The sequence below is a fragment of the Pseudomonas sp. No.21 genome (genome assembly GCF_054558415.1).
Window position 1 is genome coordinate 367,694 of the sequence record NZ_BAAJNO010000005.1, and the last position, 23,146, is coordinate 390,839.

Consider the following 23,146-nt stretch of genomic DNA (forward strand, 5'->3'; position numbering starts at 1 on the left):
TTAGTACGATTACTTGAATGGGGTAAGAGGTGAACGCTCTGCCAACTCTCGACGCGTCTCCGCCAGCTCTTTCTCAAGGCGAGCGATTTTCTGTTCAGGACTTTCGACCTTCATACGCCGCTGTAGTCGAGCAGAAACATAAGGGTGAAGTGACTCAGGGGAAGCGTGCCCCAGCCTGAAGGACACTGCCGCACAAATCGAAGCTACAGAAGTGTCTAAACCCTTTTCGATCCGGTAGTTAATTTCTTTGTCGATTTCATCGTTGGCGTATTTGCGTCTCAAACCATGAATTGATCCAGACGAAACACCAATCTCTCGTAAGGCCTTGCTAAAAATGTCGGTGATGGCACGATCGGTCAAAGGCTTGCCAGTTTTCGATGAAAGAAAAATCCTGTCTTTTGTCACTTTGTCAGTGATACCCAAATCCTCCTTGAACTCTTTAAGGGGACCACTAATAAACTGTAAGACATTAGATACCAAAGTGAATGGAAACTCGTACTCATTCTGATATCCAAATTTTTGAGAAGGCGGAACTAAGCGCGCATCATCAATCCCTTCGCTCTGAGCAACCGAATCCAGAAAAAGAGAACAAGTTAATGAATTAATTGAGCCTCGCCGAAGACCAACAACGTTCGCCACTTCAATCAATAAAAGATTCCTATGCCTAAGATAACCATCAAATCTTTTGGCAAAATATGTCCTAAGCTTTCTTAGATGCTCTTCGGTTGCCACGAAATTTAAGCGATGGCGACTTGACGACCCTGACGACACCAGCAATAGTGGATATACATTTTTGCTTCTTTGGCTTTCGCCCGATGCCCCCATTGAATAATAACAAGTCACGGCTCCATGAGGACCGATAAGCCCCGACACCCCAAGGTTGAAATCTTGGTACCACATTAAGAAACGATAGACTCGTCTCAATCTAGCATTGACCGTCCTCATATACACTCTTTCAGGAGATGAGCCGTTCCCGGATATCGTCAGCCTCTTGAGTTCGGAATCCCTAAACTCTCTAAGAGAAATGTCGTTAACTTCAGAAACCTGCTTACCCAGACCAAACAAATACAGCAGAAATGTACTGACATGATACATCTCACTCTCAACTGTTACCGAGCTAAATCGGCGTATCTTAGAGAGATATACAGAGTAATCTGTAATCTCCAAAAATAGTCGCTTGCTGTTTTCATCACGGGCAACAGCATAACTTAAGCCATCATACCTCACCCAAGACAGCTTGATCCTTACACTCAAGTCTAAACCTCCCGCAAAGGAGCAATTTTTGCCAGGGTTGCAATCAGGTCAGAATTCTCTCTCTTCAGATGACCAACTTCCGACTCCAACCGCGAAACTACAGACTTTAGCTCGCCAACAATAGATGCATCACGCGACTTGACCTTTTTAAGCTGAGAAACCAAATCAGATCGCTCAAGTCTAATCTGAATTAATTCACGCTCCAAAAGCGAGATATAAGATCGCGACTCGTCTATCTGCTTCTGCTTATCGACCAACCGCTCAGGCTTGCCTCTTTTCAACGAAGACATTGATCTTAGTGATCTTAGCAGACCAGAGATCTCCAGCCTGATAGACGGGTAGTTATTAAGGGTATCATTAGCATTACGCTTCACACCTGGAAACAGGTTACGAACAACATCGCTATTTTTAGATAAATCCCAGGCATTAAACTGCCTTATTGACCTAGGGAAATATTCCAAACAATCTGAACTGGTCATTTCGCTGCTAGCGCCGGGAATGCCATTTTCCTTCCAAGACAACAAGATATCTTTCTTTAACAGAATATTACTCAAAGCAGCGCGCTTATTGATTTGCCCTCTACTTTCCATCGCCAATCTCTTCTTTAATCCCAACGATAATCTCATTCAGATAAACAAGATCCCGCTGTAAATTATCATACTGGACAGATCCCGGCAGAAGTGACTTCAACTCTTTCTCCATGATCTCATGATCGTGGATGAGATTATCAAGATGCCGCCTGTTCATATATTGAAAAGGGCAGCCACTGCAAACCGAAGGGCAAGCTAACTCAGGATGGATTCCTTCCCCTTTTTTCTTCGCACTGCAATTTGCCAAACGAGAACTTCTTACACTACCTGCCATACATATACTGTGTCGATAAGGGCGGGGGAAATGCCCTCGACCAACAACTTTAGACGCGATATATTCTGAGCCATCAGCCAAAGACAGATCTTTAAACTCCACAGACTTTTGATATCGGCGATAGGCAATTTTTAGGAACTTCGAGAAACCACCTGCACCGTCTACACCAGTGAGAACACAACTGACAATCTCTTCAATTCTTTCCCTACCGATTTCTCTTAGATCTGACTCAATATCTGAAACGTGACTATCATGAACCTCTATCCGAGCAGAAGCGTCGCCATATAGATAACCTATAGACTCTAGGTCAGATTTAACATGAGCATCAGTCACATAAATAAGCGTTGACGAAAGGCTATCATGCATATATTGGTAGGATAGCGCCTGCAACTCCGGAATCTCATGACGATACATAAATATCAATCCATATAATCGCCTGAACATATGCGCAGATATATCTGGAACCTGATCACCCTTCAAAGCAAATCTGAGAAAATGCTTAACATAAGTACGATGGACGTCTGAAAAACTAAACCAACAATTCTTTTTACCGACCCCTTCTATTCGACTGAGTCTCCGATAAGAGAATAACGATTGCTCCAAAGGAGGTACTGGATTGACATCACGACCGAGAGCCAAGTCAACTCGACGATAAGCATTCTGCATTCGCTCCAAAATACGAATGCACTTATATGTTGATTTGTTTATATAGAACCCATGATAGCCCTGGATACTTTTCTCTATATAAAATACAGAAAAATAAATCCCCAGCTCCTCATTAATTACCTTCGCGCACGAACGATGCAACCCAAACTTTCGATGCTCAACCTCATCTCGCCGTCGCGCATTACATACGGCAATAATCAAAAAACACGCACACATCAAAAGCTGAATACAAGACCTAAGACCTCGGAGCTCAAGAACTGAATCTAAATTATCTAGCCGAATACCAGTCTTTTGGTATATAGACTCTGCGTACTTTGAGTCAGCGACGAGATCTTTCAGGTTATACCCTAAAACATCCCGTTCCTCGGCATGGTTATCAATAACCGCATCACACACCTCGGATAGAAGGCGGAGAATATCTTCAGACACGCCATATACAATCTCAAATGACGCGGTAAAGAGTTTAGCTGCCGTCGAAGGGCTGACATTTTTTGTACGCCCTGAATTACCAGACAGCCTTCTGGCCAGATCATTAACACTCTCATATGGATAAATGGGCAAGCCGTATCCTCGAGGAAGATGAAAAAGTCTATTAATGGCGCCTAACGTTTGTCTAAGCATAGAACTTCCAAACTTTACATCTTTGCCGCTCGGTAAAATCTCTTCTCGCAGACCTTCATTTTCACTTTCCCAGAAGGCAAACTCATTCAAATATCGTATACTTTTCCCTATTTCTTTAGACTCCAAATTTGTGGACAAACTGCGCCGAATACTTTCGCCACGCATTCCTGAAGCGACTTCACGAGCATGATTTTCCCCATACTTTCCGACCAAATCGTAATAATAATCCGCAACACGTCCTTTAATCCCTAGCGCATTTATCCAACCCTCTTCGGAAAGCTGGATAGCCAGCTCATCCGTTAACTCTCTAGACACATCCTTCAATGAGTAAATATCATTAATCCAGATGTACTCAAGGAACTTAACAAATACCTTAAACTGCCACCTTACCCTTAGAGCCCCTGTCTTCTTGCTAGCTGATCTCTTTAAGTAAGCATCAATTAAATAAATTCCAGCCACTACAAATTCGTCACGATCTAGTAGACATTGCGGGGCCGGATACAAACTATTCGCCGGAAGCCAATAGTCCGAAAAAACATATTTATCATAGAGCCGCCACTCTTCGTCGGCCCTAACATCCCAACGCTTAACGCCAATGATACCTGGCGCCAAGACAGCCAAATCATCATGTAGAGGAAATCCCTCAAATGCATTTTTTACATGTAAAGAAAAACCTGGCATTGAGACATTCACAGCATCATCCTCTCTTCCAGATTTTCAATATAAACCCTATAGGATGAGTTGAAAATGTAGTGATAGAGCCCAAAAACAAACAACATACTTTCCCAATGAAACTCTCTAAAGGCCGAGGGATTATTTGACTCTAGGCGAGCCCAATTATCAATATAGTACTTTCTTTTCCTAATTAAAGATTCCAAACTACTATTATCGATAACTATCCTACGATTAGGACAGCCTTCTCCTACGTGGCAAGTTAAGGCCGAACATAGTCCATCATTAATAATGGCGGAGTCCGGAGCTGTCTTAGGATTAGTACAATATGAGCCATCACCGATAGGCATTAACAGCGATTCACGAACCAGACCCTTGTCACAATCTATATCGCCGAGCTTCCCCACTTCTTGAAGTCGAAATATTACGGTCTCCTCTAATCGACGAGAGAACTCAAAATTAATGGAAGAATACATTCGCCTATTAACTAGATTGTCGAGATAGCTTACAGTAGTTTGGGCGTCTTTATGGCCAGCCTTACGCCGTACCTGTTCGAGGCTTCGCCCTTCCAGCCGATTTTTCTCAAGAACCTGATTACGAATTTGAATTAATTTAAATTTTGGTAAGTTGTGGCGCCTAAAGAACAATGACTTGGGGACTATCCCAACATTCGGCTTAACTTCACCTCCAGGGACAAATGAGGTGTACCAAAGGGTTTGGTCTTTAATGATATGATCAGTGACCATTCTCTTGTGATGCCAATCCAGCGCTGACAATGCCTCATTAGCACCAGCATGTTCCTTCCCTAAGTATTCCACTGGGGTATCGTCATCTGTCTTACTTTTGAAACCTTGAACCTCCCAAGTAGAACCACTCTTTTCCATCCGGTCCCGGGTCATTCCGATTAACCCCCCAGGATTCCAGCCAGTGTGACAGAGCAGTAAAATAAAGATTGATAATAGTTCCTGCCCAGTGCATCTATAGCGACTCTCCAGCGTTGATCTTGCTGACGCAAAATATCCAGACATGTCCCCAAAGACTTCTTCTACCGCCCTGTCGAGCTTGTTAAAATATGCTTCCTTTCTTAATATTGATTTGTCAGCCGTCATTCCATCTAATATTTGTATATGTGCGGCCAAGATTAACTCTGCCGATATTGACTCGTAGCGCTCCATATCCTCTTTCTTGATGCCTTTTGGCTGGGATATACATTTTCTGATGAATGCGACTACATCCTGTTCAACATGAGTTTTTGCCAGCCTGGACATTTCCTTTCTGACATTTGCAAATCGTTGTATATCACTTACGCAGCAATCGATTATGTGATCCAAGTCCTGATCTATTCTCGACTTTATTTCTTTATACAGTTCTAAAAATGACTCGTGAGATATCGCTCCAACCGGCACAAAATCTACCCCGAGCCCTTTTATATCTCCCACATCGCTTATCAAGCCCGTATTAAATTTTCCTTGAGCAAATCTGGATCTGAAATTGATCGCCTTCCTGTGAAGAACTTCCTTTGTCTTGAAATTCTCAAGACCAACCAATATCAGCCTCAAGGTCTCTACACTGGCTGTGTTTTTGGCATTTTCTGATTGGTCTTCAGATTCTAGGAAAGTCTCGAAACCACACATGAACTCATAAATCTTTGAGTTAGTTAGGCTTTTCGCTGGAAGATTGATAATTTCATTCGACTTCCCGCATGTGACAACAAATCTAGCCAATGCATTTACTGCCATTGCAGACTTCGAGTGAATTGGCTTCAGAATACTAAGATCCGCAAGTGTGGTTAACACGCTCGTTACCCAGCTAATCCTCGGCACCGCTCGGAGAGGCTCAGTCACGTCGGCCGCGCGTTGATAGATCCGGCCGTACACATTGTTGTTGCTAATAATTTGCACAGCTTTGTCCATTAGCTTTGCTCGCACGAAGTTATATCTATAGCCTAGAAATCCCGAAAATTCTGCTCTCTAGGCATATTGCTCATTTCTATAGGCTACATATTCCATGACCCTCAACCTCGCCCCAGCCGACCTGCCCAAGGACGGAGGTCGCTTCGACCTCGCCGTCGCGCTCGGCATCCTCGCCGCCAGCGGCCAGGTGCCGGCCTCCAGCCTGGAATCGCTCGAGTGCCTGGGCGAGCTGGCCCTCTCCGGCGCCGTGCGCCCGGTCCAGGGCGTGCTGCCGGCCGCGCTCGCCGCACGCACCGCCGGACGCACCCTGGTGGTGCCACGGGAAAACGCCGAGGAAGCCAGCCTCGCCAGCGGCCTGCGGGTAATCGCCATCAGCCACCTGCTGGAGCTGGCCGCGCACCTGAACGGGCAGGCGCCCCTCGAACCCTTCGTCTCCGCCGGCCTGCCCGACCAGGCGGCCTCCTACCCCGACCTGATCGAGGTGCAAGGCCAGGTCGCGGCCAAGCGTGCCCTGCTGGTGGCGGCGGCGGGGGCTCACAACCTCCTGCTTTCCGGGCCGCCGGGCACCGGCAAGACGCTGCTCGCCAGCCGCCTGCCGGGCCTGCTGCCACCCTTGCAGGAGCAGGAAGCACTGGAGGTCGCCGCCATCCACTCGGTGGCCAGCCACGCGCCCCTGGATGCCTGGCCCCTGCGCCCGTTCCGCCAACCGCACCACAGCGCCTCCGGCCCCGCCCTGGTGGGGGGAGGCAGCAAGCCAAGGCCCGGCGAGATCACCCTCGCGCATCAGGGCGTGCTGTTCCTGGACGAGCTACCCGAGTTCGATCGCAAGGTGCTCGAAGTGCTCAGGGAGCCCCTGGAAAGCGGCGAGATCGTGATCGCTCGCGCCAACGACCGCGTGCGCTTCCCCGCGCGTTTCCAACTGGTCGCCGCGATGAACCCCTGTCCCTGCGGCTACCTGGGCGACAGCGCAAACCGCTGCCGCTGCACGCCCGAACAGATCCAGCGCTACCGCGCCAAGCTCTCCGGCCCGCTGCTCGATCGCATCGACCTGCACCTGACCGTGGCCCGCGAAGCCACGTCGCTGGACGACCCGCTTCCCGGTGGCCAGGACAGCGCCAGCGCCGCTGCCGACGTGGCCCGTGCCCGCCAGCGCCAGCTCGATCGCCAGGGCTGCGCCAACGCCTTCCTCGACCTCCAGGGCCTGCGTCGCCATTGCCCGCTGCCCGAGGAAGACCGTCGCTGGTTGGAAGGTGCCTGCGAGCGCCTCGGCCTGTCGCTGCGGGCCGCACACCGCATCATCAAGGTCGCCCGCACGCTCGCCGACCTCGAGGACACCGAGGCCGTCGCCCGCCACCACCTCGCCGAGGCACTGCAGTACCGCCCCTCCTCGGAGCCCTGAGCCGGCAAAGCAGGGAAACACTTGCACCCAGGCGCTCGCCGAGGCCGGTGGCATACTGCGGCCCCACCCGCCCAGCCCCGGTCCTCCCGATGAACAGCCTGCAACTCGGTCCCCTGGCCATCTCCTCCGCACAAGCCCTGTTCTACCTGGGCTTCTTCGCCGCGCTCGCCTGCGGCTGGTGGCAGGGCCGCCGACGCGGAGGCAATCCCGAGCCCGTGCTGTTCGCCATGCTCTTCGCCGGCGTGCTGGCGGCTCGACTTGCCTTCGTCGTCCTCTACTTCGCCGAGTACCGCACCGAACCCTGGCGCATGCTGGACATCCGCGATGGCGGTTTCCTGCTGCTTCCCGGCCTGGCGATGGCGGCGCTGGTGGGGTTCCTGAGTGCCCGCCGCCAGCCGGCCGTGCGCCGCCCGCTGGGCATCGCACTGCTGGTGGGCGCCATGCTCTGGGGCGGCGGCAGCGCGGTGATCGCGGCACTGGAGCGTGGCCGGCAACTGCCGGAGGTGGCACTGACCGACCTTGCGGGCAAGCCCGTCGACCTGCGCGAACTGGATGGCCGCCCGCTGGTGGTCAACCTGTGGGCCACCTGGTGCCCGCCCTGTCGCCGCGAGATGCCGGCCCTGCAGGCAGCGCAGAAGGCCCGACCCGACCTGCGCTTCGTCCTGGTCAACCAGGGCGAGAACCGCGAGCAGGTGCAACGCTTCCTGCGTGAGCAGGGCCTGGACGTGCAGGAAGTGCTGATCGACGGCAGCAACCGCTTCGGCGCCCTGACCGGCTCCTACGGCCTGCCGACCACACTGTTCTATGACCGCCAGGGGCGCCTGCTCAAGAGCCACATGGGCGAGCTGTCCAGCGCCAGCCTGAGCCGCTCGCTGGAAGACCTGGGCAGAGACTGAGCACCGGCACGACCCGCCCATGAAAAAGGCGCCCCGAGGGGCGCCTTTTCTCATCGCGGTGACAGCGGGCCTAGCGGAAGCGCCCCACTTCCTGGCGCAGCTCCTCGGCCAGGCGATCCAGCTCCTGGGCGGTCTGCGCCAGGTTGGCGACCACCTCGCGCTGCTCGCTGTTGGCCAGGGCGATGCTCTGCAGGTTGCTGCTGAGCAGGGTCGCGGTGCTGCTCTGCTCCTGGGTGGCGGTGGTGATGGCGGCGAACTGCTCGCCGGCGGCGCTGCTCTGCTGGGCGATCTGCGCCAGGGCGGCGGCGACCTTGGCGTTGCGCTCAAGGCCGTCCTGCATCAGCGCCTTGCCGTGCTCCATGGTGCTGATGGCGCTGGCCGTCTCGTCCTGGATGCTGCCGATCATGCTGGAGATCTCGGTGGTCGCCTCGCGGGTGCGGGCGGCCAGGTTGCGCACCTCGTCCGCCACCACGGCGAAGCCGCGGCCCTGCTCACCGGCCCGGGCCGCCTCGATGGCGGCGTTGAGCGCCAGGAGGTTGGTCTGGTCGGCGATGGCGGTGATCACACCGACGATGCCGCCGATCTCCTGGGAGCGCTGGCCGAGGGTATTGATCACTTCGGCGGTGCCATTGAGGGCTGTGGATATCTGTTCCAGCGCCGCCGAAGCCTCGCCCATCGAGCTCTGGCCGATGCGTGTCTGCTGGGCGTTGTCACTGGCCAGGCGCTCGGTGGCGCGCATGTTGTCGGCGATGTTCAGGGAGGTGGCGCTGAACTCCTCCACCGCGCCGGCCATGCTGCTGATCTCGCCGGACTGCTGCTCCATGCCTTCATAGGCGCCGCTGGAGAGCCCGGACAGCACCTGGGAACGGCTGCCGACCTGCTGCGCCGAGCTGCGGATGTGCGCCACCATGGTCGAGAGCGCCTCGCCCATCTGGTTGAAGCTGCGCGCCAGCTCGCCGATCTCGTCGAGGCTGGAAACATCCAGGCGCACGCTGAGGTCGCCCGCACCCAGTGCCCGTGCCTGCCCCACCAGCTCGCCCAGCGGGCGCAGGCGCCTGCGCAGCAGCCAGATCACCGCCGCCACCGCCAGCGCCATGGCCAGCAGGCTGCCGAAGGCCAACTGGCTGCCGACGCTCCAGGTGACCTCGCGGATCTCCGCCTTGGGCATGCTCGCCACCACCTGCCAGGGGCCGTCGGCGAAAGGCACGGCGACGCTGAAGAAATCCTGTGCACCGTCATTCCAGAAGCGGCCATGGCCGGACTCGCGGGCAAGCGCGGCGAGGGTGTCGCCGATAGCCTCGGGGCGATGCACGCCGGCCGGGGTCACCAGCCACTTGCCGGTTTCGTCCATCAGCGCCAGGGAACCGGTCTTGCCGATGCGGAAGCGCTGCAGGTTGGCGAACTGGGCGTTCTGCGCGTCGGTGTAGTCGAAGCCGACGAAGAGCACCGCGATGACCTGGCCGCCGCTGTCGCGCACCGGCGTGTACTGGGTCATGTAGTAGCGATCGAAGAGCAGGGCGCGGCCCACGTAGTTCTGCCCGGACAGCAGGCGCTGGTAGGCGGGGTGGGCATGGTCGAGCACGGTGCCGATGGCGCGGTTGCCGTCCTGCTTGTTCAGCGAGGTGGTGATGCGCACGAAGTCCTCGCCATCACGGACGAACACCGTGGCCACGCCGGCGGTGAGGTGGCGGAATTCGTCCACCAGGGTGAAGTCGTTGTTCAGCGCCTGGCCGTTGAGGTACAGGGCCGGCGGGTTGAGCGCGGCGACCGGCACGCGCTCGTCGGCATGCAGGGCGACGCCACTGGCGAAGCGCTGCTCGAACAGGCTGGCCAGGCGCTGGGTGCTCTCGCGCAGGCTGCCGTGGAAGGTGCTCAGCTGGTCGGCGAGCAGGCGTGCCTCGCTGGCCAGGTGCTCTTCACGGGTCGCGATGTTGGCCTGGTCGAGGGAACGCAGGGCGAAGAGCGTGCTGCCGCTGATCAGCAGCACGAGGATGAGGGCGAGGGCGGCGGCGAGCTGCCAGGCGATTCGTGACCTGGGCGGGTTCATGGGGTTTCTCCAGTATTTTGCAGGCAAGGCTGGCGAGGAGCTTCTATGGCTCCTTCGGCGGGCGGCGAGAATACTTGACTGCCCTAGTGAGGTATAGGACGCATCTGCCCAAAGCACCGGAAAAATCTGTAAGCGGACGCCACGCGGCTCTAGCGTTTGAATTCCACCGCCGGCAGGCGCATGGCCGCCACCTCGGCCAGCAGGTAGTCGCGCAGGCGGCGCAGGCGGTCCTGGCCGCTGCGCACCTTGGGCCAGACCAGGTGGTAGCTGTCGCCACTGGGCACCGCCGTGGGCCAGGGCAGGCCGATGCGGCCTTGCTCCACGTCCTCGGCGACCATCACCAGGTCGCCGATGGAGACGCCGTAACCCCGCGTGGCGGCGACGATGCCCAGCTCCAGGGTGTCGAACACCTGCCCGCCCTTGAGCGGGATGTCCTGCTCCAGCCCCATCGCCTGCAACCAGCGCCGCCAGTCACGCCGGTCCGGCGTCGGGTGCAGCAACTCGGCCTGCTTCAGCCGCGCCAGGTCCCAGGGCCCTTCGGCGGCGGCCGAGGCCGCGCTCACCGGGATCAGCCATTCGGCGAACAGCTCGACGCTTTCCCACTCGTCGCTGAAGCCGCCGCTGCTCAGCAACACCGCGCAGTCGAAGGGCTCGTGGTTGAAGTCGACCTTGTCGACGTCCATCCAGGCACTGGTCAGCTGCACTTCAACATCCGGGTTCTGCAGGCGGAAGCGCGACAGCCGGGCCAGCAGCCAGCGCATGGTCAGGGTCGAGGGTGCCTTGAGGCAGAGGATGCTGTCGTCCACCCGCAGGGTGGCGCAGGCACGCTCCAGGGAATCGAAGCCCTCGCGCAGGCCGGGCAGGATCATCCGTGCCGGCTCGGTGAGCTGCAGGTTGCGCCCCTTGCGCTCGAACAGGCGGCAGGCGAAGTGCTCCTCCAGGGTACGGATGTGGCGGCTCACCGCGCTCTGGGTGATGGCCAGCTCCTCGGCGGCACGGGTGAAGGAGGCGTGGCGCGCCGCGGCTTCGAAGGCGCGCAGGGCGTAGAGCGGTGGCAGGCGGCGCGTCATGATGCATCCACTCATGAGTCAAAGTCATGGAAGGCATCATTTTTTTCCCTTTGTGGCGCGGATTCAAGCGCTGGAGAATCCATCGTCCCTGGCCCGATGCGTTTTCGGGCTCCGCTTCCCACAAGTGACCCAGACTCATGCCACAGCAGATCCGCTCCGAACTTTTGGCCATTCTTCGCCTCGCCGGTCCGCTGATCGCGGCGCAACTGGCCAACGTGCTGATGGTCTTCACCGACACGGTGATGATGGGCCTGCTCGGCCCGGCGGAACTGGCCGCCGGCGGCCTGGGGGCGGCGAGCTACTCCTTCGTCTCGATCTTCTGCGTCGGCGTGATCGCCGCCGTGGGCAACCTGGTCGCCATCCGCCATGGCGCGGGCGACAGCGCCGGGGCGGCGCGCCTGACCCAGGCCGGGCTGTGGCTCGGCTGGGGCCTGGCCCTGGGCGCCGGGCTGCTGCTGTGGAACCTGGGCCCGCTGCTGGCCCTGTTCGGCCAGGAGGCGCACAACATCGAAGGCGGCATGCGCTTCCTCTCCACCCTGGTGTTCGCCCTGCCCGGCTACATGACCTTCATGGCCCTGCGCGGCTTCACCAGCGCCATCGGCCGTCCCGGGCCGGTGATGGCCATCAGCATCGGCGGCGCGCTGGCCAACTTCGCCCTCAACTACATGCTCATCCATGGCTGGTTCGGCTTGCCGCCCCTGGGCCTGGCCGGCATCGGCCTGGTCACCGCGCTGGTGATGAGCGCCATGGCAGCGCTGCTGGCCTGGCACGTGACCCGCCACCCGGCCTATGCCGCCTATTCCCTGCGCCATGGCCTGCTGCACCCGCGCCTGGACGACCTGCGCGAGCTGCTGCGCCTGGGCCTGCCCATCGGTGGCACTTATGCGGTGGAGTCCGGCCTCTTCGCCTTCGCCGCGCTGTGCATGGGTGCCCTGGGCAGCCTGTCGCTGGCGGCGCACCAGATCGCGATCATGTCGGTGTACGTGGCCTTCATGGTGCCGGTGGGCATCTCCTACGCGGTGACCTTCCGCATCGGCCAGCACTTCGGCGCCGGCCGCCTGGAGGACGCACGTCGCGCCGGGCGCCTGGGCATCGCCGTGGGCGCCGGCTGCATGCTCAGCTTCGCCGCACTGTTCTGGCTGGCGCCGGAGTGGGTGGTGGGGCTGTTCCTCGACCGCAACGCCGGCGAGTACCGGGAGGTGGTCGCCCTGGCCGTGAGCCTGCTGGCCATCGCCGCGCTGTTCGAGCTGTTCGACGGCATCCAGACCATCGCCATGGGCGCCATCCGCGGGCTCAAGGACGCCAAGACCACCTTCCTCGTCGGCCTCGGCTGCTACTGGCTGGTGGGCGCTCCCGCGGCCTGGCTGCTGGCATTCCCGCTCGGCATGGGCGCCCAGGGCGTGTGGTGGGGGCTGGCTTCCGGGCTCGCCTGCGCGGCGGTCGGGCTGACCCTGGGCTTCGAATGGAAGACCCTGCGCATGCTGCGCCCGCAGGTGCCGCTGACCGGGGCCTGCAGGGCCCTCTAGAGGCTCGGCAGGTTGCCCAGCAGCGGCTGGCGCACGCCGAACACCAGAAAGCGCGCGAGGTCGGCCAATGGCAGCGGCTTGCTGATCCAGTAACCCTGCACCTGGTCGCAACCGAACTGGCGCAGCAGGGCCAGTTGCTCGGAGGTCTCCACGCCTTCCGCCACCACTTCCAGGTTGAGGTTGTGCGCCAGGTTGATCATCGCGCGCACCAGCTGGCGGTTCTCGGGGCGGTCCTGCATGCCGCCGACGAAGCTCTTGTCGATCTTCAGCAGGGTGATGGGCAGGCTGTTGAGGTGGACGAAGGAGGAGAAGCCGGTGCCGAAGTCGTCCAGGGAGAAACGCACGCCGACCTTGCCCAGTGCCTGCATGGTCTGTTGCACCTGCTCGCTGCGGCGCATGACCGCCGTCTCGGTGAGTTCGAACTCGAGCCACTGGGCGTCGACGCCGCGCTCGCTGATCAGGCGGTTGAGGGTCGGCAGCAGCTGGCTGTCCTGGAACTGGCGGAAGGACAGGTTCACCGCCATGTGCAACGCCGGCAGGCCGCGCCCGCGCAGCCATTGCATGTCGCGCAGGGCACGGGATATGACCCAGTAGCCGAGCGGTACGATCAGCCCGCTTTCCTCGGCCAGGGGCACGAATTCGTTGGGCGAGAGCAGGCCGCGCTCGGCGTGGCGCCAGCGCACCAGGGCCTCGAGGCCGACGATGCGGCCGGTCTCCAGGCACAGGCGCGGCTGGTAGTGGAGCTCCAGTTCGTCGCGGCGCAGGGCCCGGCGCAGCTCGCTTTCCAGGTCGGCGAGGCTGCGGGCGCTGCGGTTGATGCGTTCGTCGAACACGTGGAAGGTGCAGCCCTGCACGGCCTTGGCCTGCTGCATGGCGATGTGCGCGTGCCACATCAGCGGATCGGCGCCCTCGTCGGAGCGGGCATGGGCGATGCCCAGGCTGCAGCCGATCAGCAGGCTCTCGCCATCGACCCAGTAGGGCTCGCCGAGCGCTTCGGCGATGCGCTCGGCGACCTTCTCGGCGCGGGACGGGTCGCGGCGGGTGTCCAGCAGCAGGGCAAACTCGTCGCTGCCCAGGCGGGCCAGCTGGTCGCCGGCAGCCAGCTCGCCCTTGAGCCGCGCCACCACCTGCAGGATCAGGCGGTCGCCGGCCTGGTAGCCGAGGGCATCGTTGGCGTGGCGAAAATTGTCGAGGTCCAGGTGGCCCAGCGCCAGGCCGCGCCCGGCGAACTCGGCCAGGCGGGCCGCCAGCAGGGTCTGGAAGCCCTGGCGATTGGCGATGCCGGTGAGCGGGTCCTGCTCGGCCAGGCTCTGCAGGGTGTCCTGCAGGGTGCGGCGCTCGCGCAGGTAGCGCAGGCTGCGGCGCAGCAGGTCCGGGGTCAGTTGGTCATGCACCAGCCAGTCGCTGACGCCGGCGGGGGCCTCCTCGGGCTCGTGCTCCAGCAGCAGGATGGTGGGCAGGTGGCAGCGACCGGGTGCCGGCAGCAGGCCGGGGGTGCACAGCAACAGGCCGCCCTCGGCATCGTCGAACAGGCTGCTCGCGGCTTCCCAGGAAGGGGCGGTTATGAGCGGGGCGACGCTGCCCAGCGAGCCGAGCAGCTCGCGTAAGGATTCCGCCCAGCCAGGCGTTTCCGCCAGCAGGAGCATGCGCGTGGGCTCGGCAAGCGCGGACAAATGACCTCCCCGGGGTCACAAAACAATGGCTTCTAAGGCCTGATTCGCGTCGTGATCGACGTCGTTCTTCTAGTGCGTTCCTGGCACATTGCCGCGAACTCTGCGCGAAATGTGAACAGCCATCAACACCGATTGTCGGAACAATCGTACTTGATGAATGGAAATATCCAAGCATGACCCTTCATCAAGGGGCGCTGCGTCACACTGTTCGGCACAGATCGGCATATCCGGGCCGGCCTGCTAGAATGCGCGGCCATTCCCCCGTGATACATCCAGCATGTCCCGACTCAATCCCCGGCAGCAGGAAGCCGTGAACTATGTCGGCGGCCCTCTCCTGGTGCTCGCCGGCGCCGGCTCCGGCAAGACCAGCGTGATCACCCGCAAGATCGCCTACCTCGTGCAGGAGTGCGGCATCCGCGCCCAGTACATCGTGGCCGTCACCTTCACCAACAAGGCCGCCCGCGAGATGAAGGCGCGCGTCGGCACGCTGTTGCGCGGCGCCGAGGGCCGCGGCCTGACGGTATCCACCTTCCACAACCTGGGCCTGAACATCATCCGCAAGGAACACGCCCGGCTGGGCTACAAACCGGGTTTCTCGATCTTCGACGAGTCGGACATCAAGGCGCTGCTGACGGACATCATGCAGAAGGAGTACGCCGGGGACGATGGCGCCGACGAGGTGAAGAACTACATCGGCTCCTGGAAGAACGACCTGATCCTGCCCGAGGAAGCGCTGGCCAACGCGCGCAACCCCAAGGAGCAGACGGCCGCGGTGGTGTACCTGCACTACCAGCGCACCCTCAAGGCCTACAACGCGGTCGACTTCGACGACCTGATCCTGCTGCCGGTGAAGCTGTTCCAGGAGAACCCGGACATCCTCGAGAAATGGCAGCAGCGCGTGCGCTACATGCTCGTGGACGAATACCAGGACACCAACGCCAGCCAGTACCTGCTGGTTAAGATGCTGGTGCAGCACCGGGCGCAGTTCACCGTGGTCGGTGACGACGACCAGTCGATCTACGCCTGGCGCGGCGCACGACCGGAAAACCTGATGCAGCTCAAGGACGACTTCCCGTCGCTGAAGGTGGTGATGCTGGAGCAGAACTACCGCTCCACCAGTCGCATCCTCAAGTGCGCGAACGTGCTGATCGCCAATAACCCTCACGTGTTCGAGAAGCAGCTGTGGAGCGAGATGGGCGTCGGCGACCCGATCCGGGTGATCCGCTGCCGCAACGAGGACGCCGAGGCCGAGCGCATCGCCATGGAGATCCTCACGCTGCACCTGAAGACCGAGCGCCCCTACAGCCAGTTCGCCATCCTCTACCGCGGCAACCACCAGGCCAAGCTGATGGAGCTGAAGCTGCAGCACCACCAGGTGCCCTACAGGCTGTCGGGCGGCACCAGCTTCTTCGGCCGCCAGGAAGTGAAGGACCTGATGTCCTACTTCCGCCTGCTGGTGAACCCGGACGATGACAACGCCTTCCTCCGCGTGATCAACGTGCCACGCCGGGAAATCGGCTCCACCACCCTGGAGAAGCTCGGCAACTACGCCACCGAGCGCAAGATCTCGATGTACGCCGCCGCCGACGAAGTCGGCCTCGGCGAGCACCTCGACAGCCGCTACACCGAGCGCCTGCAGCGCTTCAAGCGCTTCATGGACAAGGTCCGCCAGCAATGTGCGCAGACCGATCCCATCGCCGCCCTGCGCAGCATGGTGATGGACATCGACTACGAGAACTGGATTCGCCAGAACGCCTCCAGCGACAAGGTCGCCGAGTTCCGCATGGGCAACGTCTGGTTCCTCATCGACGCCCTGAAGAACACCCTCGAACGCGACGAGGACGGCGAGATGACCATCGAGGAGGCGATCGCCAAGCTGGTGCTGCGCGACATGCTGGAGCGCCAGCAGGAAGAGGAGGAGGGCGCCGACGGGGTGCAGATGATGACGCTGCACGCGTCCAAGGGCCTGGAATTCCCCTACGTGTTCATCATGGGTGTGGAGGAAGACATCCTGCCCCACCGCTCCAGCATCGAGGCCGACACCATCGAGGAGGAGCGCCGGCTCGCCTATGTCGGCATCACCCGCGCCCGGCAGAACCTGGCCATGACCTTCGCCGCCAAGCGCAAGCAGTACGGCGAGATCATCGACTGCGCGCCGAGCCGTTTCCTCGACGAACTGCCGCAGGAAGACCTGCAGTGGGAAGGCATGGAGGACACGCCAGTCGAGGTCAAGGCGGTGCGCGGCAACACGGCGCTGGCGGACATCCGCGCCATGCTCAAGAAGCCCTGAGCCCCCGCACCCGGCTGCCGGGGGGCGCCCGCGCGGGCTGTCACAAGGGCATCGCGCGATGCCCCCGCGCCGAGGTAGAATGCCGCGCTTCATCAGCGACAGCAGCTTCGCAGGAAGCCCCTCCCGTGAACATTCTCAAAGAAAAGATCCTCTCCGAAGGCATCGTGCTTTCCGACCAGGTGCTGAAGGTGGACGCCTTCCTCAACCACCAGATCGACCCGCAGCTCATGAAGCACATCGGCCATGAATTCGCCGAGCGCTTCCGCGGCCAGGGCATCACCAAGATCGTCACCATCGAAGCCTCGGGCATCGCCCCGGCGGTGATGGCCGGCCTGGAGCTGGGCATCCCGGTGATCTTCGCCCGCAAGTTCCAGTCGCTGACGCTGAAGAACGACCTGCTGATCTCCAAGGTGTTCTCCTTCACCAAGCAGACCGAGAGCACCATCGCCATCTCCGCCAAGCACCTGACGGCATCCGACCACGTGCTGGTGATCGACGACTTCCTCGCCAACGGCCACGCCGCCAAGGCGCTGATCGACCTGATCAGCCAGGCGGGCGCGAGCATCGCCGGCCTCGGCATCGTCATCGAGAAATCCTTCCAGGATGGCCGCGCCCTGCTGGAAAGCGAAGGCTACCGGGTGGAATCCCTGGCCCGCGTCGGCTCCCTGGCCGACGGCAGCGTCACCTTCATCGATTGACGGGCGCCTGCGACAACGGGTCGCAGCAGCCGGACACGAAAAAGCCGCCCGAGGGCGGCTTTTTCATTGATGCCAGGTCCTTGTTACAGGCCGGACATCTTCTTGATGGTCGCTTTCAGCTCGTCATCGGTGCAGTCGGCGCAGGTGCCTTTCGGGGGCATTGCGTTGATACCGGTGATGGCCTTGGCCAGGATGCCGTCGAGGCCGCCCTGGTGGTCGGCACGCTCTTTCCAGGCTGCGGTGTCGCCGATCTTCGGTGCACCCAGAACGCCGGCGGTGTGGCAGGCGCCACAGTGCTTGGCGATGATGTCGTCCGGCGTCTTCGCGCCACCGCCAGCAGCAGCGGCTACGGCTTCGACGCCTTTGCATTCCTGGCCCTGGACACAGACTTCGCCCACCGGCTTGATGCGTTCGGCGATGGCATCGTCGGTCGCGGCCTGAGCGCTTACAGCCCAAAGGGCCAATACGGCAACGTGCGCTGCCAGCATCTTGTTTATTAGGTTCACCCTTACACCCTCATCGTGGCTAGTGACGCCCGCGGCCACGGTTTCGCGGGCGGGCGCCAGTATAACGGTTAGCCCGCCAGGCTGAAACAACCCAGCTTGTCGCACGACCAAAGCATGAGGCCGCTGCGACCAGGGTCGGGGGTCAGCCCGCTGCGGTCTCCTTTTCGGCAACGCGGACGTAGGTGCCGAAGATGTGATCCCAGAGCGGCGAAGAGACGCCGAAGTTCTTCTCGATCCCCTTCCTGTGGTGCAGGTCATGGTTGGACACCAGGCCGGGAATGAAGCGGTAGAACCAGTGCCCGGGGCGATGCATGACGTAGTGCAGGGAGATGTAGAGGAAGTAGCCCGCGACCAGCCCGGCATAGAGCGAGGCCAGGCCGAGGTAGGCGCACAGCGGGAGCAGCAGCGCGTAGACCGCACTGGTCTTCCAGCTGGAGATGCCGATGAACGCCAGCACGTCGAGGTGGTGGGTCCAGTGCTCGCGGCGATACAGCGAGTGGAACAGGAAGCGGTGCACGCCGTACTCGATGAACGACCACAGCAACAGGCCCCCGACCAGCTGCCAGGGCAGGACCGGGCCGATCAGCAGTGCGATGAGGACGAACAGCGGGGCGGTGAAGAAGTCCAGGTAGTAGGCGAGCGAGGACATCAGCCATTTGTTGGAGGCAGCCATGGAATCTCCCTGTCATGGGCCCGGCGCAGGCGGCACGACTCTGGTGTACGGGGTCAGGCCGCCCTCTGGCGGCGCACGCGAGTAGCCGCAGGCCGGTGCAGGACGGTTGGCTGCACGGCATGCACCGCGCAGGCGGCGCGAAGCCCCTGCGCAGGGACGGAACAGGTTAGAAATTGGCCGGGGTGGTCGCGCTGATCAGGCGGGCCGGCAGGTCGAACGGATTGCGGAAGCGGTGCGGCTTGCTGCTCTCGAAGTAATAGCTGTCGCCCGGTTCGAGGATGAACAGCTCGTTGCCGACGGTCAGTTCGAGGCGACCCTCGACCAGCATCCCGGCCTCTTCGCCTTCATGGGCGTACATCTCGTCGCCCGTGTCGCTGCCCGGCGGGTAGGTCTCGTCGAGGAAGGCGATGGCGCGACTGGGATGGGCCTTGCCCACCAGCTTCATGGTGATCGCACCGCTGCAGATATCGGTAAGTTCGGAAGCCCGGTAGACGACCTGGGTCTGGTTGTCCTGTTCCAGATCGAGGGAAAAGAATTCCACCAGCGACATGGGGATACCCCCGAGCACCTTTTTCAGCGAACTGATGGAGGGGCTCACGCTGTTCTTTTCGATCATGGAAATCGTGCTGTTGGTAACGCCTGCACGTTTGGCGAGTTCACGCTGGGAGAGGCCTTTGAGCTTGCGGATAGCTTGCAGTCGAACACCGACGTCCAATGGTGGGATCCTCCTTGGGATTCTTGTTGAGGGGGGTGGTCACGGTGGCCGTATCATGCGGCCAGCGTTCAGTATTTACAACACTTCGGCCGTAAATCCTGCGCAAACTTTCACCACCCCGGGAAACCCCAAGGAAAATCAGATAGTTGGACCATCATCAGCGCGCCGGATGACCGCCGGCCGCAGGTTTCAGCGGTAGATCAGCGGCACCCGGCGCAGGTTGCAGAAGATCTGGTAGGGAATGGTGCCGGCCTGGATGGCGACCTCACTGGCCAGTACCTGAGTGCCCCAGAACTCGACCCGGCTGCCGAGCCCGGCCTGCGGCAGATCGGTGAGGTCGACGGTGAGCATGTCCATGGACACGCGACCGATCAGGCGCGACAGCTGCCCGTCGATGGCCACCGGCGTGCCGGTCGGCGCATGCCGGGGATAGCCATCGGCGTAACCCAGGGCGACCACACCGACACGGGTCGGCCGCTCGGTGACGAAACGCGCGCCATAGCCGACCGGCTGGCCGGCCGGCAGCTCACGCACGCTGATGACCTTCGACTCCAGGGTCATCACCGGCTTCAGGCGTGCAGCCAGTTCGTGCGGTTGCTCGAAGGGCGTGGCGCCGTAGAGCATGATCCCGGGGCGCACCCAGTCGCTCGGCACCTGTGGCCAACCCAGCACCGCCGGGGAGTTGCGCAGGCTGACCTCCGCCGCGAGCCCCGCGCGGGCCTGCTCGAATACCGCGACCTGCTCGGCGGCGCTGCCGCTGTCCAGCTCATCGGCCCGGGCGAAGTGGCTCATCAGCACGATCTTGCCGACCTTGCCGCTGGCCATCAGGCGCTGGTAGCCGTCGCGGTACTCGGCGGGATGCAGGCCGACCCGGTGCATGCCCGAGTCCATCTTCAGCCACACCGTGAGCGGCTGCCGCAGGCTGGCGCGCTCGATGGCCTCCAGCTGCCAGGTGGAATGCACCACGCACCAGAGTGCGTGCTGCTCGATCAGGGGGAGTTCGTCCGCCTCGAAGAAGCCTTCCAGCAACAGGATGGGGCCGGTGATACCCGCCTGGCGCAGCTCCAGCGCTTCCTCGATGCAGGCCACGGCGAAGCCGTCGGCCTCCGCCTGCAACGCCTGGGCGCAACGCAGCGCACCGTGCCCGTAGGCGTCCGCCTTGATAACGGCCAGGGCCTTGGCGCCGGTGGTTTCACGGGCGAGGCGGTAGTTGTGGCGCAGCGCTTCGAGGTCGATCAGGGCACGGGCGGGACGCATGGCAGGGGCTTCTTCTGGTTATGTAAAAACCCGGCGCGGACGCCGGGCAGAGCAAGGGTTCAGGGCAGGGCGGCGACCACGGTCATTTCCACCAGCACCTCGGGCGAGTACATCTTCGCCTCGACGCAGGCACGGGCCGGGGCGGCGCCCTTGGCGACCCAGGCGTCCCACACGGCGTTCATGCCGGCGTAATCCGCGTCGATGTCCTTGAGGTAGATGGTCACCGAGAGGATGCGGCTCTTGTCGGTGCCGGCCTCGGCGAGCATGCGGTCGATGGCATCGAGGGTTTCGCGGGTCTGGCGCTCGATGCCCGGGTTCAGCGCTTCATCCAGCTGGCCCGCCAGGTAGACGGTGCCGTTGTGGATGACGATCTCGCTGTAGCGGGCTTCAGTGCGCAGGCGCTGTAGTGACATGTTTCTGACTCTCCTTGGTGTTGCCATAACGGAAGATGTCCAGGCCTTCGGCGCTGATCTGCGGACGCTTGCGCGCCATCAGGTCGGCGAGCAGGCGGCCGGAACCGCAAGCCATGGTCCAGCCAAGGGTACCGTGTCCGGTATTCAGGAACAGATTGCGGAACGGGGTCGCGCCCACGATCGGCGTACCGTCCGGGGTCGCCGGGCGCAGGCCGGTCCAGAACTCGGCGCGGGCCAGGTCGCCACCCTGCGGGTAGAGGTCGGCGGTGATCATTTCCAGGGTTTCGCGGCGGCGCGGGTTCAGCGACAGGTCGAAACCGGCGATCTCGGCCATGCCGCCGACGCGGATGCGGTCGTCGAAGCGGGTGATCGCGACCTTGTAGGTCTCGTCGAGAATGGTGGAGGTCGGGGCCATCTCCGGGTTGGTGATGGGCACAGTCAGCGAGTAGCCCTTGAGCGGGTAGACCGGGGCCTTGATGCCCAGCGGCTTGAGCAGCTGCGGGCTGTAGCTGCCGAGGGCGAGTACGTAGCGGTCGGCGGTTTCCAGCTTGCCTTCGATCCATACGCCATTGATGCGGTCACCGGCGAAGTCCAGGCGCTGGATGTCCTGGCCGAAGCGGAACTCCACGCCCAGGCCACGGGCCATCTCGGCGAGGCGGGTGGTGAACATCTGGCAGTCGCCGGTCTGATCGTTGGGCAGGCGCAAGGCGCCGGCCAGCTTGTCGGTGACCCTGGCCAGGGCCGGCTCGGCACGGGCGATGCCGGCACGGTCGAGCACTTCATAGGGCACGCCGGAGCTTTCCAGCACAGCGATGTCCTTGGCGGCGGCATCGAGCTGGGCCTGGGTGCGGAACAGTTGGGTGGTGCCGAGCTGGCGGCCTTCGTAGGCGATGCCGGTTTCGGCGCGCAGTTCGTCGAGGCAGTCGCGGCTGTACTCGGACAGGCGCACCATGCGCTCCTTGTTCACCGCGTAGCGGGCGGCGGTGCAGTTGCGCAGCATCTGCGCCATCCACAGGTACTGGCCGATGTCGCCGGTAGCCTTGATGGCCAGGGGCGCGTGCTTCTGCAGCAGCCACTTGATGGCCTTCAGCGGCACGCCGGGAGCGGCCCAGGGCGAGGCATAGCCGGGGGAGACCTGGCCGGCGTTGGCGAAGGAGGTCTCCATGGCGACGGCGTTCTGCCGGTCGACCACCACGACTTCGAAGCCTTCCCGGGCCAGATAGTAGGCACTCGCCGTACCGATCACACCGCTGCCCAGCACCATCACTCGCATGTCTGCCTCCCGCGCAACGGGCATCACCGTTGCGTTTGTTATTTTGAGCGTAGATGCCGCGCAGTATATGAAGAGCGCCCCAGTGATATTCACTATATAGCCAGCTATATTTGGCGATAATTCTTGGCCAATACGGCTTTTGCGGAGGGGCATCCACCATGCGTACCCAGCATCAATCGCGTCGTGAGCTAGACAAGATAGACCGGAATATTTTACGAATCCTCCAGGAGGACGGCCGTATCTCCTTCACCGAGCTGGGCGAGCGCGTGGGCCTGTCCACCACGCCCTGCACCGAGCGGGTACGCCGCCTGGAACGCGAGGGGATCATCATGGGCTACAACGCCCGGCTGAACCCGCAGCACCTCAAGGCGAGCCTTCTGGTGTTCGTCGAGATCAGCCTGGACTACAAGTCCGGCGACACCTTCGAGGACTTCCGCCGCGCCGTCCTCAAGCTGCCCCACGTGCTCGAATGCCACCTGGTTTCCGGTGACTTCGACTACCTGGTGAAGGCGCGGATCAACGAGATGGCCTCCTACCGCAAGCTGCTCGGCGACATCCTCTTGAAGCTGCCGCACGTGCGCGAGTCGAAGTCCTACATCGTGATGGAAGAGGTCAAGGAATCCCTCAACCTGCCCATTCCCGAGTGAACCCGGAGGCGCCGACGCGCGCCTGGATAGTTGCCTGCGGGGCACAGGGATTTTTCCTGAGCGCCCCTTGGCG

18 protein-coding genes and 2 pseudogenes are annotated in these 23,146 nt (G+C 60.9%); 6 read left to right on the plus strand and 14 right to left on the minus strand.

What is annotated here, in order from left to right; genetic code table 11:
* Window positions 1-9 precede the first annotated feature (9 nt).
* The 4 genes from ACYJSS_RS12615 to ACYJSS_RS12630 are packed head-to-tail and all read right to left on the minus strand — an operon-like array spanning window position 10 to window position 5,816.
* Entirely contained in the window at window positions 10-1,254 is a 1,245-nt protein-coding gene (locus ACYJSS_RS12615) for a hypothetical protein (RefSeq protein WP_146173475.1), read from the minus strand.
* Window positions 1,255-1,256: 2 nt separating this feature from the next.
* Window positions 1,257-1,844: a hypothetical protein gene (locus tag ACYJSS_RS12620; protein ID WP_162947118.1), complete on the minus strand. Its 588-nt coding sequence runs from the start codon at window positions 1,842-1,844 to the stop codon at window positions 1,257-1,259.
* On the minus strand, window positions 1,834-4,098 hold the full coding sequence (locus ACYJSS_RS12625) for a hypothetical protein (protein WP_146173477.1): 2,265 nt from the start codon (window positions 4,096-4,098) through the stop codon (window positions 1,834-1,836). Before ACYJSS_RS12625 ends, ACYJSS_RS12620 begins: the two co-directional genes overlap by 11 nt.
* Window positions 4,095-5,816 carry a hypothetical protein gene (locus ACYJSS_RS12630; RefSeq protein WP_162949325.1) on the minus strand — a complete coding sequence of 574 codons (1,722 nt, stop codon included), beginning with the start codon at window positions 5,814-5,816 and terminating at the stop codon, window positions 4,095-4,097. The genes ACYJSS_RS12625 and ACYJSS_RS12630 overlap by 4 nt, the downstream gene beginning before the upstream one ends.
* A gap of 268 nt (window positions 5,817-6,084) precedes the next feature.
* Here ACYJSS_RS12630 and ACYJSS_RS12635 point away from each other — a divergent pair.
* Window positions 6,085-7,389 (plus strand): annotated as a pseudogene (locus ACYJSS_RS12635) (YifB family Mg chelatase-like AAA ATPase); the annotation flags it as partial.
* Between the two features lie 89 nt (window positions 7,390-7,478).
* Window positions 7,479-8,285 (plus strand): TlpA disulfide reductase family protein, encoded by an 807-nt coding sequence (locus ACYJSS_RS12640; RefSeq protein ID WP_111262982.1) that lies wholly within the window; start codon window positions 7,479-7,481, stop codon window positions 8,283-8,285.
* Between the two features lie 70 nt (window positions 8,286-8,355).
* Here ACYJSS_RS12640 and ACYJSS_RS12645 read toward each other — a convergent pair whose 3' ends face one another.
* The 3 genes and pseudogenes from ACYJSS_RS12645 to ACYJSS_RS12655 all read right to left on the minus strand — a co-directional run bounded on the left by ACYJSS_RS12645 (window position 8,356) and on the right by ACYJSS_RS12655 (window position 11,402).
* On the minus strand, window positions 8,356-9,216 hold the full coding sequence (locus ACYJSS_RS12645) for a methyl-accepting chemotaxis protein (RefSeq protein WP_373874038.1): 861 nt from the start codon (window positions 9,214-9,216) through the stop codon (window positions 8,356-8,358).
* Window positions 9,211-10,332: pseudogene (locus ACYJSS_RS12650) on the minus strand (Cache 3/Cache 2 fusion domain-containing protein); the annotation flags it as partial. The gene ACYJSS_RS12645 and the pseudogene ACYJSS_RS12650, both read right to left, overlap by 6 nt.
* Before the next feature lie 149 nt (window positions 10,333-10,481).
* Window positions 10,482-11,402 (minus strand): LysR substrate-binding domain-containing protein, encoded by a 921-nt coding sequence (locus ACYJSS_RS12655; RefSeq protein WP_111262980.1) that lies wholly within the window; start codon window positions 11,400-11,402, stop codon window positions 10,482-10,484.
* Between the two features lie 137 nt (window positions 11,403-11,539).
* On the opposite strand from ACYJSS_RS12655, the gene ACYJSS_RS12660 reads away from it, so the two are divergent.
* Window positions 11,540-12,928, plus strand: a complete 1,389-nt coding sequence (locus ACYJSS_RS12660; protein WP_111262979.1) for a NorM family multidrug efflux MATE transporter — start codon at window positions 11,540-11,542, stop codon at window positions 12,926-12,928.
* Here the strand turns inward: ACYJSS_RS12660 and ACYJSS_RS12665 are convergent.
* On the minus strand, window positions 12,925-14,601 hold the full coding sequence (locus tag ACYJSS_RS12665) for a putative bifunctional diguanylate cyclase/phosphodiesterase (protein WP_178082992.1): 1,677 nt from the start codon (window positions 14,599-14,601) through the stop codon (window positions 12,925-12,927). The two genes, ACYJSS_RS12660 and ACYJSS_RS12665, sit on opposite strands and share 4 nt — an antisense overlap.
* A 277-nt stretch (window positions 14,602-14,878) precedes the next feature.
* Between ACYJSS_RS12665 and rep the strand changes: the two genes are divergently transcribed.
* Together rep and ACYJSS_RS12675 are read left to right on the plus strand one after the other, a co-directional pair.
* Entirely contained in the window at window positions 14,879-16,891 is a 2,013-nt protein-coding gene (rep, locus tag ACYJSS_RS12670; RefSeq protein WP_111262977.1) for a DNA helicase Rep, read from the plus strand.
* A gap of 125 nt (window positions 16,892-17,016) precedes the next feature.
* Complete coding sequence (locus tag ACYJSS_RS12675; protein ID WP_111262976.1) at window positions 17,017-17,589, plus strand: xanthine phosphoribosyltransferase; 573 nt, start codon at window positions 17,017-17,019, stop codon at window positions 17,587-17,589.
* Between the two features lie 83 nt (window positions 17,590-17,672).
* Here ACYJSS_RS12675 and ACYJSS_RS12680 read toward each other — a convergent pair whose 3' ends face one another.
* The 6 genes from ACYJSS_RS12680 to dadA all read right to left on the minus strand — a co-directional run bounded on the left by ACYJSS_RS12680 (window position 17,673) and on the right by dadA (window position 22,426).
* Window positions 17,673-18,095, minus strand: a complete 423-nt coding sequence (locus ACYJSS_RS12680) for a c-type cytochrome (protein WP_111262975.1) — start codon at window positions 18,093-18,095, stop codon at window positions 17,673-17,675.
* 142 nt (window positions 18,096-18,237) lie between these two features.
* Window positions 18,238-18,768: a sterol desaturase family protein gene (locus ACYJSS_RS12685; protein WP_111262974.1), complete on the minus strand. Its 531-nt coding sequence runs from the start codon at window positions 18,766-18,768 to the stop codon at window positions 18,238-18,240.
* A gap of 166 nt (window positions 18,769-18,934) precedes the next feature.
* Window positions 18,935-19,483 (minus strand): cupin domain-containing protein, encoded by a 549-nt coding sequence (locus ACYJSS_RS12690; protein ID WP_111262973.1) that lies wholly within the window; start codon window positions 19,481-19,483, stop codon window positions 18,935-18,937.
* 189 nt (window positions 19,484-19,672) lie between these two features.
* Window positions 19,673-20,740 carry an alanine racemase gene (alr, locus tag ACYJSS_RS12695; RefSeq protein WP_236205285.1) on the minus strand — a complete coding sequence of 356 codons (1,068 nt, stop codon included), beginning with the start codon at window positions 20,738-20,740 and terminating at the stop codon, window positions 19,673-19,675.
* Window positions 20,741-20,799: 59 nt separating this feature from the next.
* Window positions 20,800-21,153, minus strand: coding sequence for a RidA family protein (locus tag ACYJSS_RS12700; protein WP_111262971.1), 354 nt, complete (start codon window positions 21,151-21,153; stop codon window positions 20,800-20,802).
* The gene (gene dadA, locus ACYJSS_RS12705; RefSeq protein WP_236205284.1) at window positions 21,128-22,426 is read right to left on the minus strand and encodes a D-amino acid dehydrogenase; all 1,299 of its coding nucleotides are present in this window, start codon (window positions 22,424-22,426) and stop codon (window positions 21,128-21,130) included. Before dadA ends, ACYJSS_RS12700 begins: the two co-directional genes overlap by 26 nt.
* Before the next feature lie 158 nt (window positions 22,427-22,584).
* On the opposite strand from dadA, the gene ACYJSS_RS12710 reads away from it, so the two are divergent.
* Window positions 22,585-23,073 (plus strand): Lrp/AsnC ligand binding domain-containing protein, encoded by a 489-nt coding sequence (locus ACYJSS_RS12710; RefSeq protein ID WP_031287530.1) that lies wholly within the window; start codon window positions 22,585-22,587, stop codon window positions 23,071-23,073.
* The last annotated feature ends 73 nt before the right edge of the window (window positions 23,074-23,146 follow it).

What these genes read in the sequence shown, in the direction of transcription:
- ACYJSS_RS12620 (WP_162947118.1), bottom strand. Translation starts at nt 1,844, where the DNA reads ATGGAAAGTAGAGGGCAAATCAATAAGCGCGCTGCTTTGAGTAATATT.
- ACYJSS_RS12630 (WP_162949325.1), bottom strand. Translation starts at nt 5,816, where the DNA reads ATGGCAGTAAATGCATTGGCTAGATTTGTTGTCACATGCGGGAAGTCG.
- ACYJSS_RS12640 (WP_111262982.1), top strand. Translation starts at nt 7,479, where the DNA reads ATGAACAGCCTGCAACTCGGTCCCCTGGCCATCTCCTCCGCACAAGCC.
- ACYJSS_RS12645 (WP_373874038.1), bottom strand. Translation starts at nt 9,216, where the DNA reads ATGGGCGAGGCGCTCTCGACCATGGTGGCGCACATCCGCAGCTCGGCG.
- ACYJSS_RS12655 (WP_111262980.1), bottom strand. Translation starts at nt 11,402, where the DNA reads ATGACGCGCCGCCTGCCACCGCTCTACGCCCTGCGCGCCTTCGAAGCC.
- ACYJSS_RS12660 (WP_111262979.1), top strand. Translation starts at nt 11,540, where the DNA reads ATGCCACAGCAGATCCGCTCCGAACTTTTGGCCATTCTTCGCCTCGCC.
- rep (WP_111262977.1), top strand. Translation starts at nt 14,879, where the DNA reads ATGTCCCGACTCAATCCCCGGCAGCAGGAAGCCGTGAACTATGTCGGC.
- ACYJSS_RS12685 (WP_111262974.1), bottom strand. Translation starts at nt 18,768, where the DNA reads ATGGCTGCCTCCAACAAATGGCTGATGTCCTCGCTCGCCTACTACCTG.
- alr (WP_236205285.1), bottom strand. Translation starts at nt 20,740, where the DNA reads ATGCGTCCCGCCCGTGCCCTGATCGACCTCGAAGCGCTGCGCCACAAC.
- ACYJSS_RS12700 (WP_111262971.1), bottom strand. Translation starts at nt 21,153, where the DNA reads ATGTCACTACAGCGCCTGCGCACTGAAGCCCGCTACAGCGAGATCGTC.
- dadA (WP_236205284.1), bottom strand. Translation starts at nt 22,426, where the DNA reads ATGCGAGTGATGGTGCTGGGCAGCGGTGTGATCGGTACGGCGAGTGCC.
- ACYJSS_RS12710 (WP_031287530.1), top strand. Translation starts at nt 22,585, where the DNA reads ATGCGTACCCAGCATCAATCGCGTCGTGAGCTAGACAAGATAGACCGG.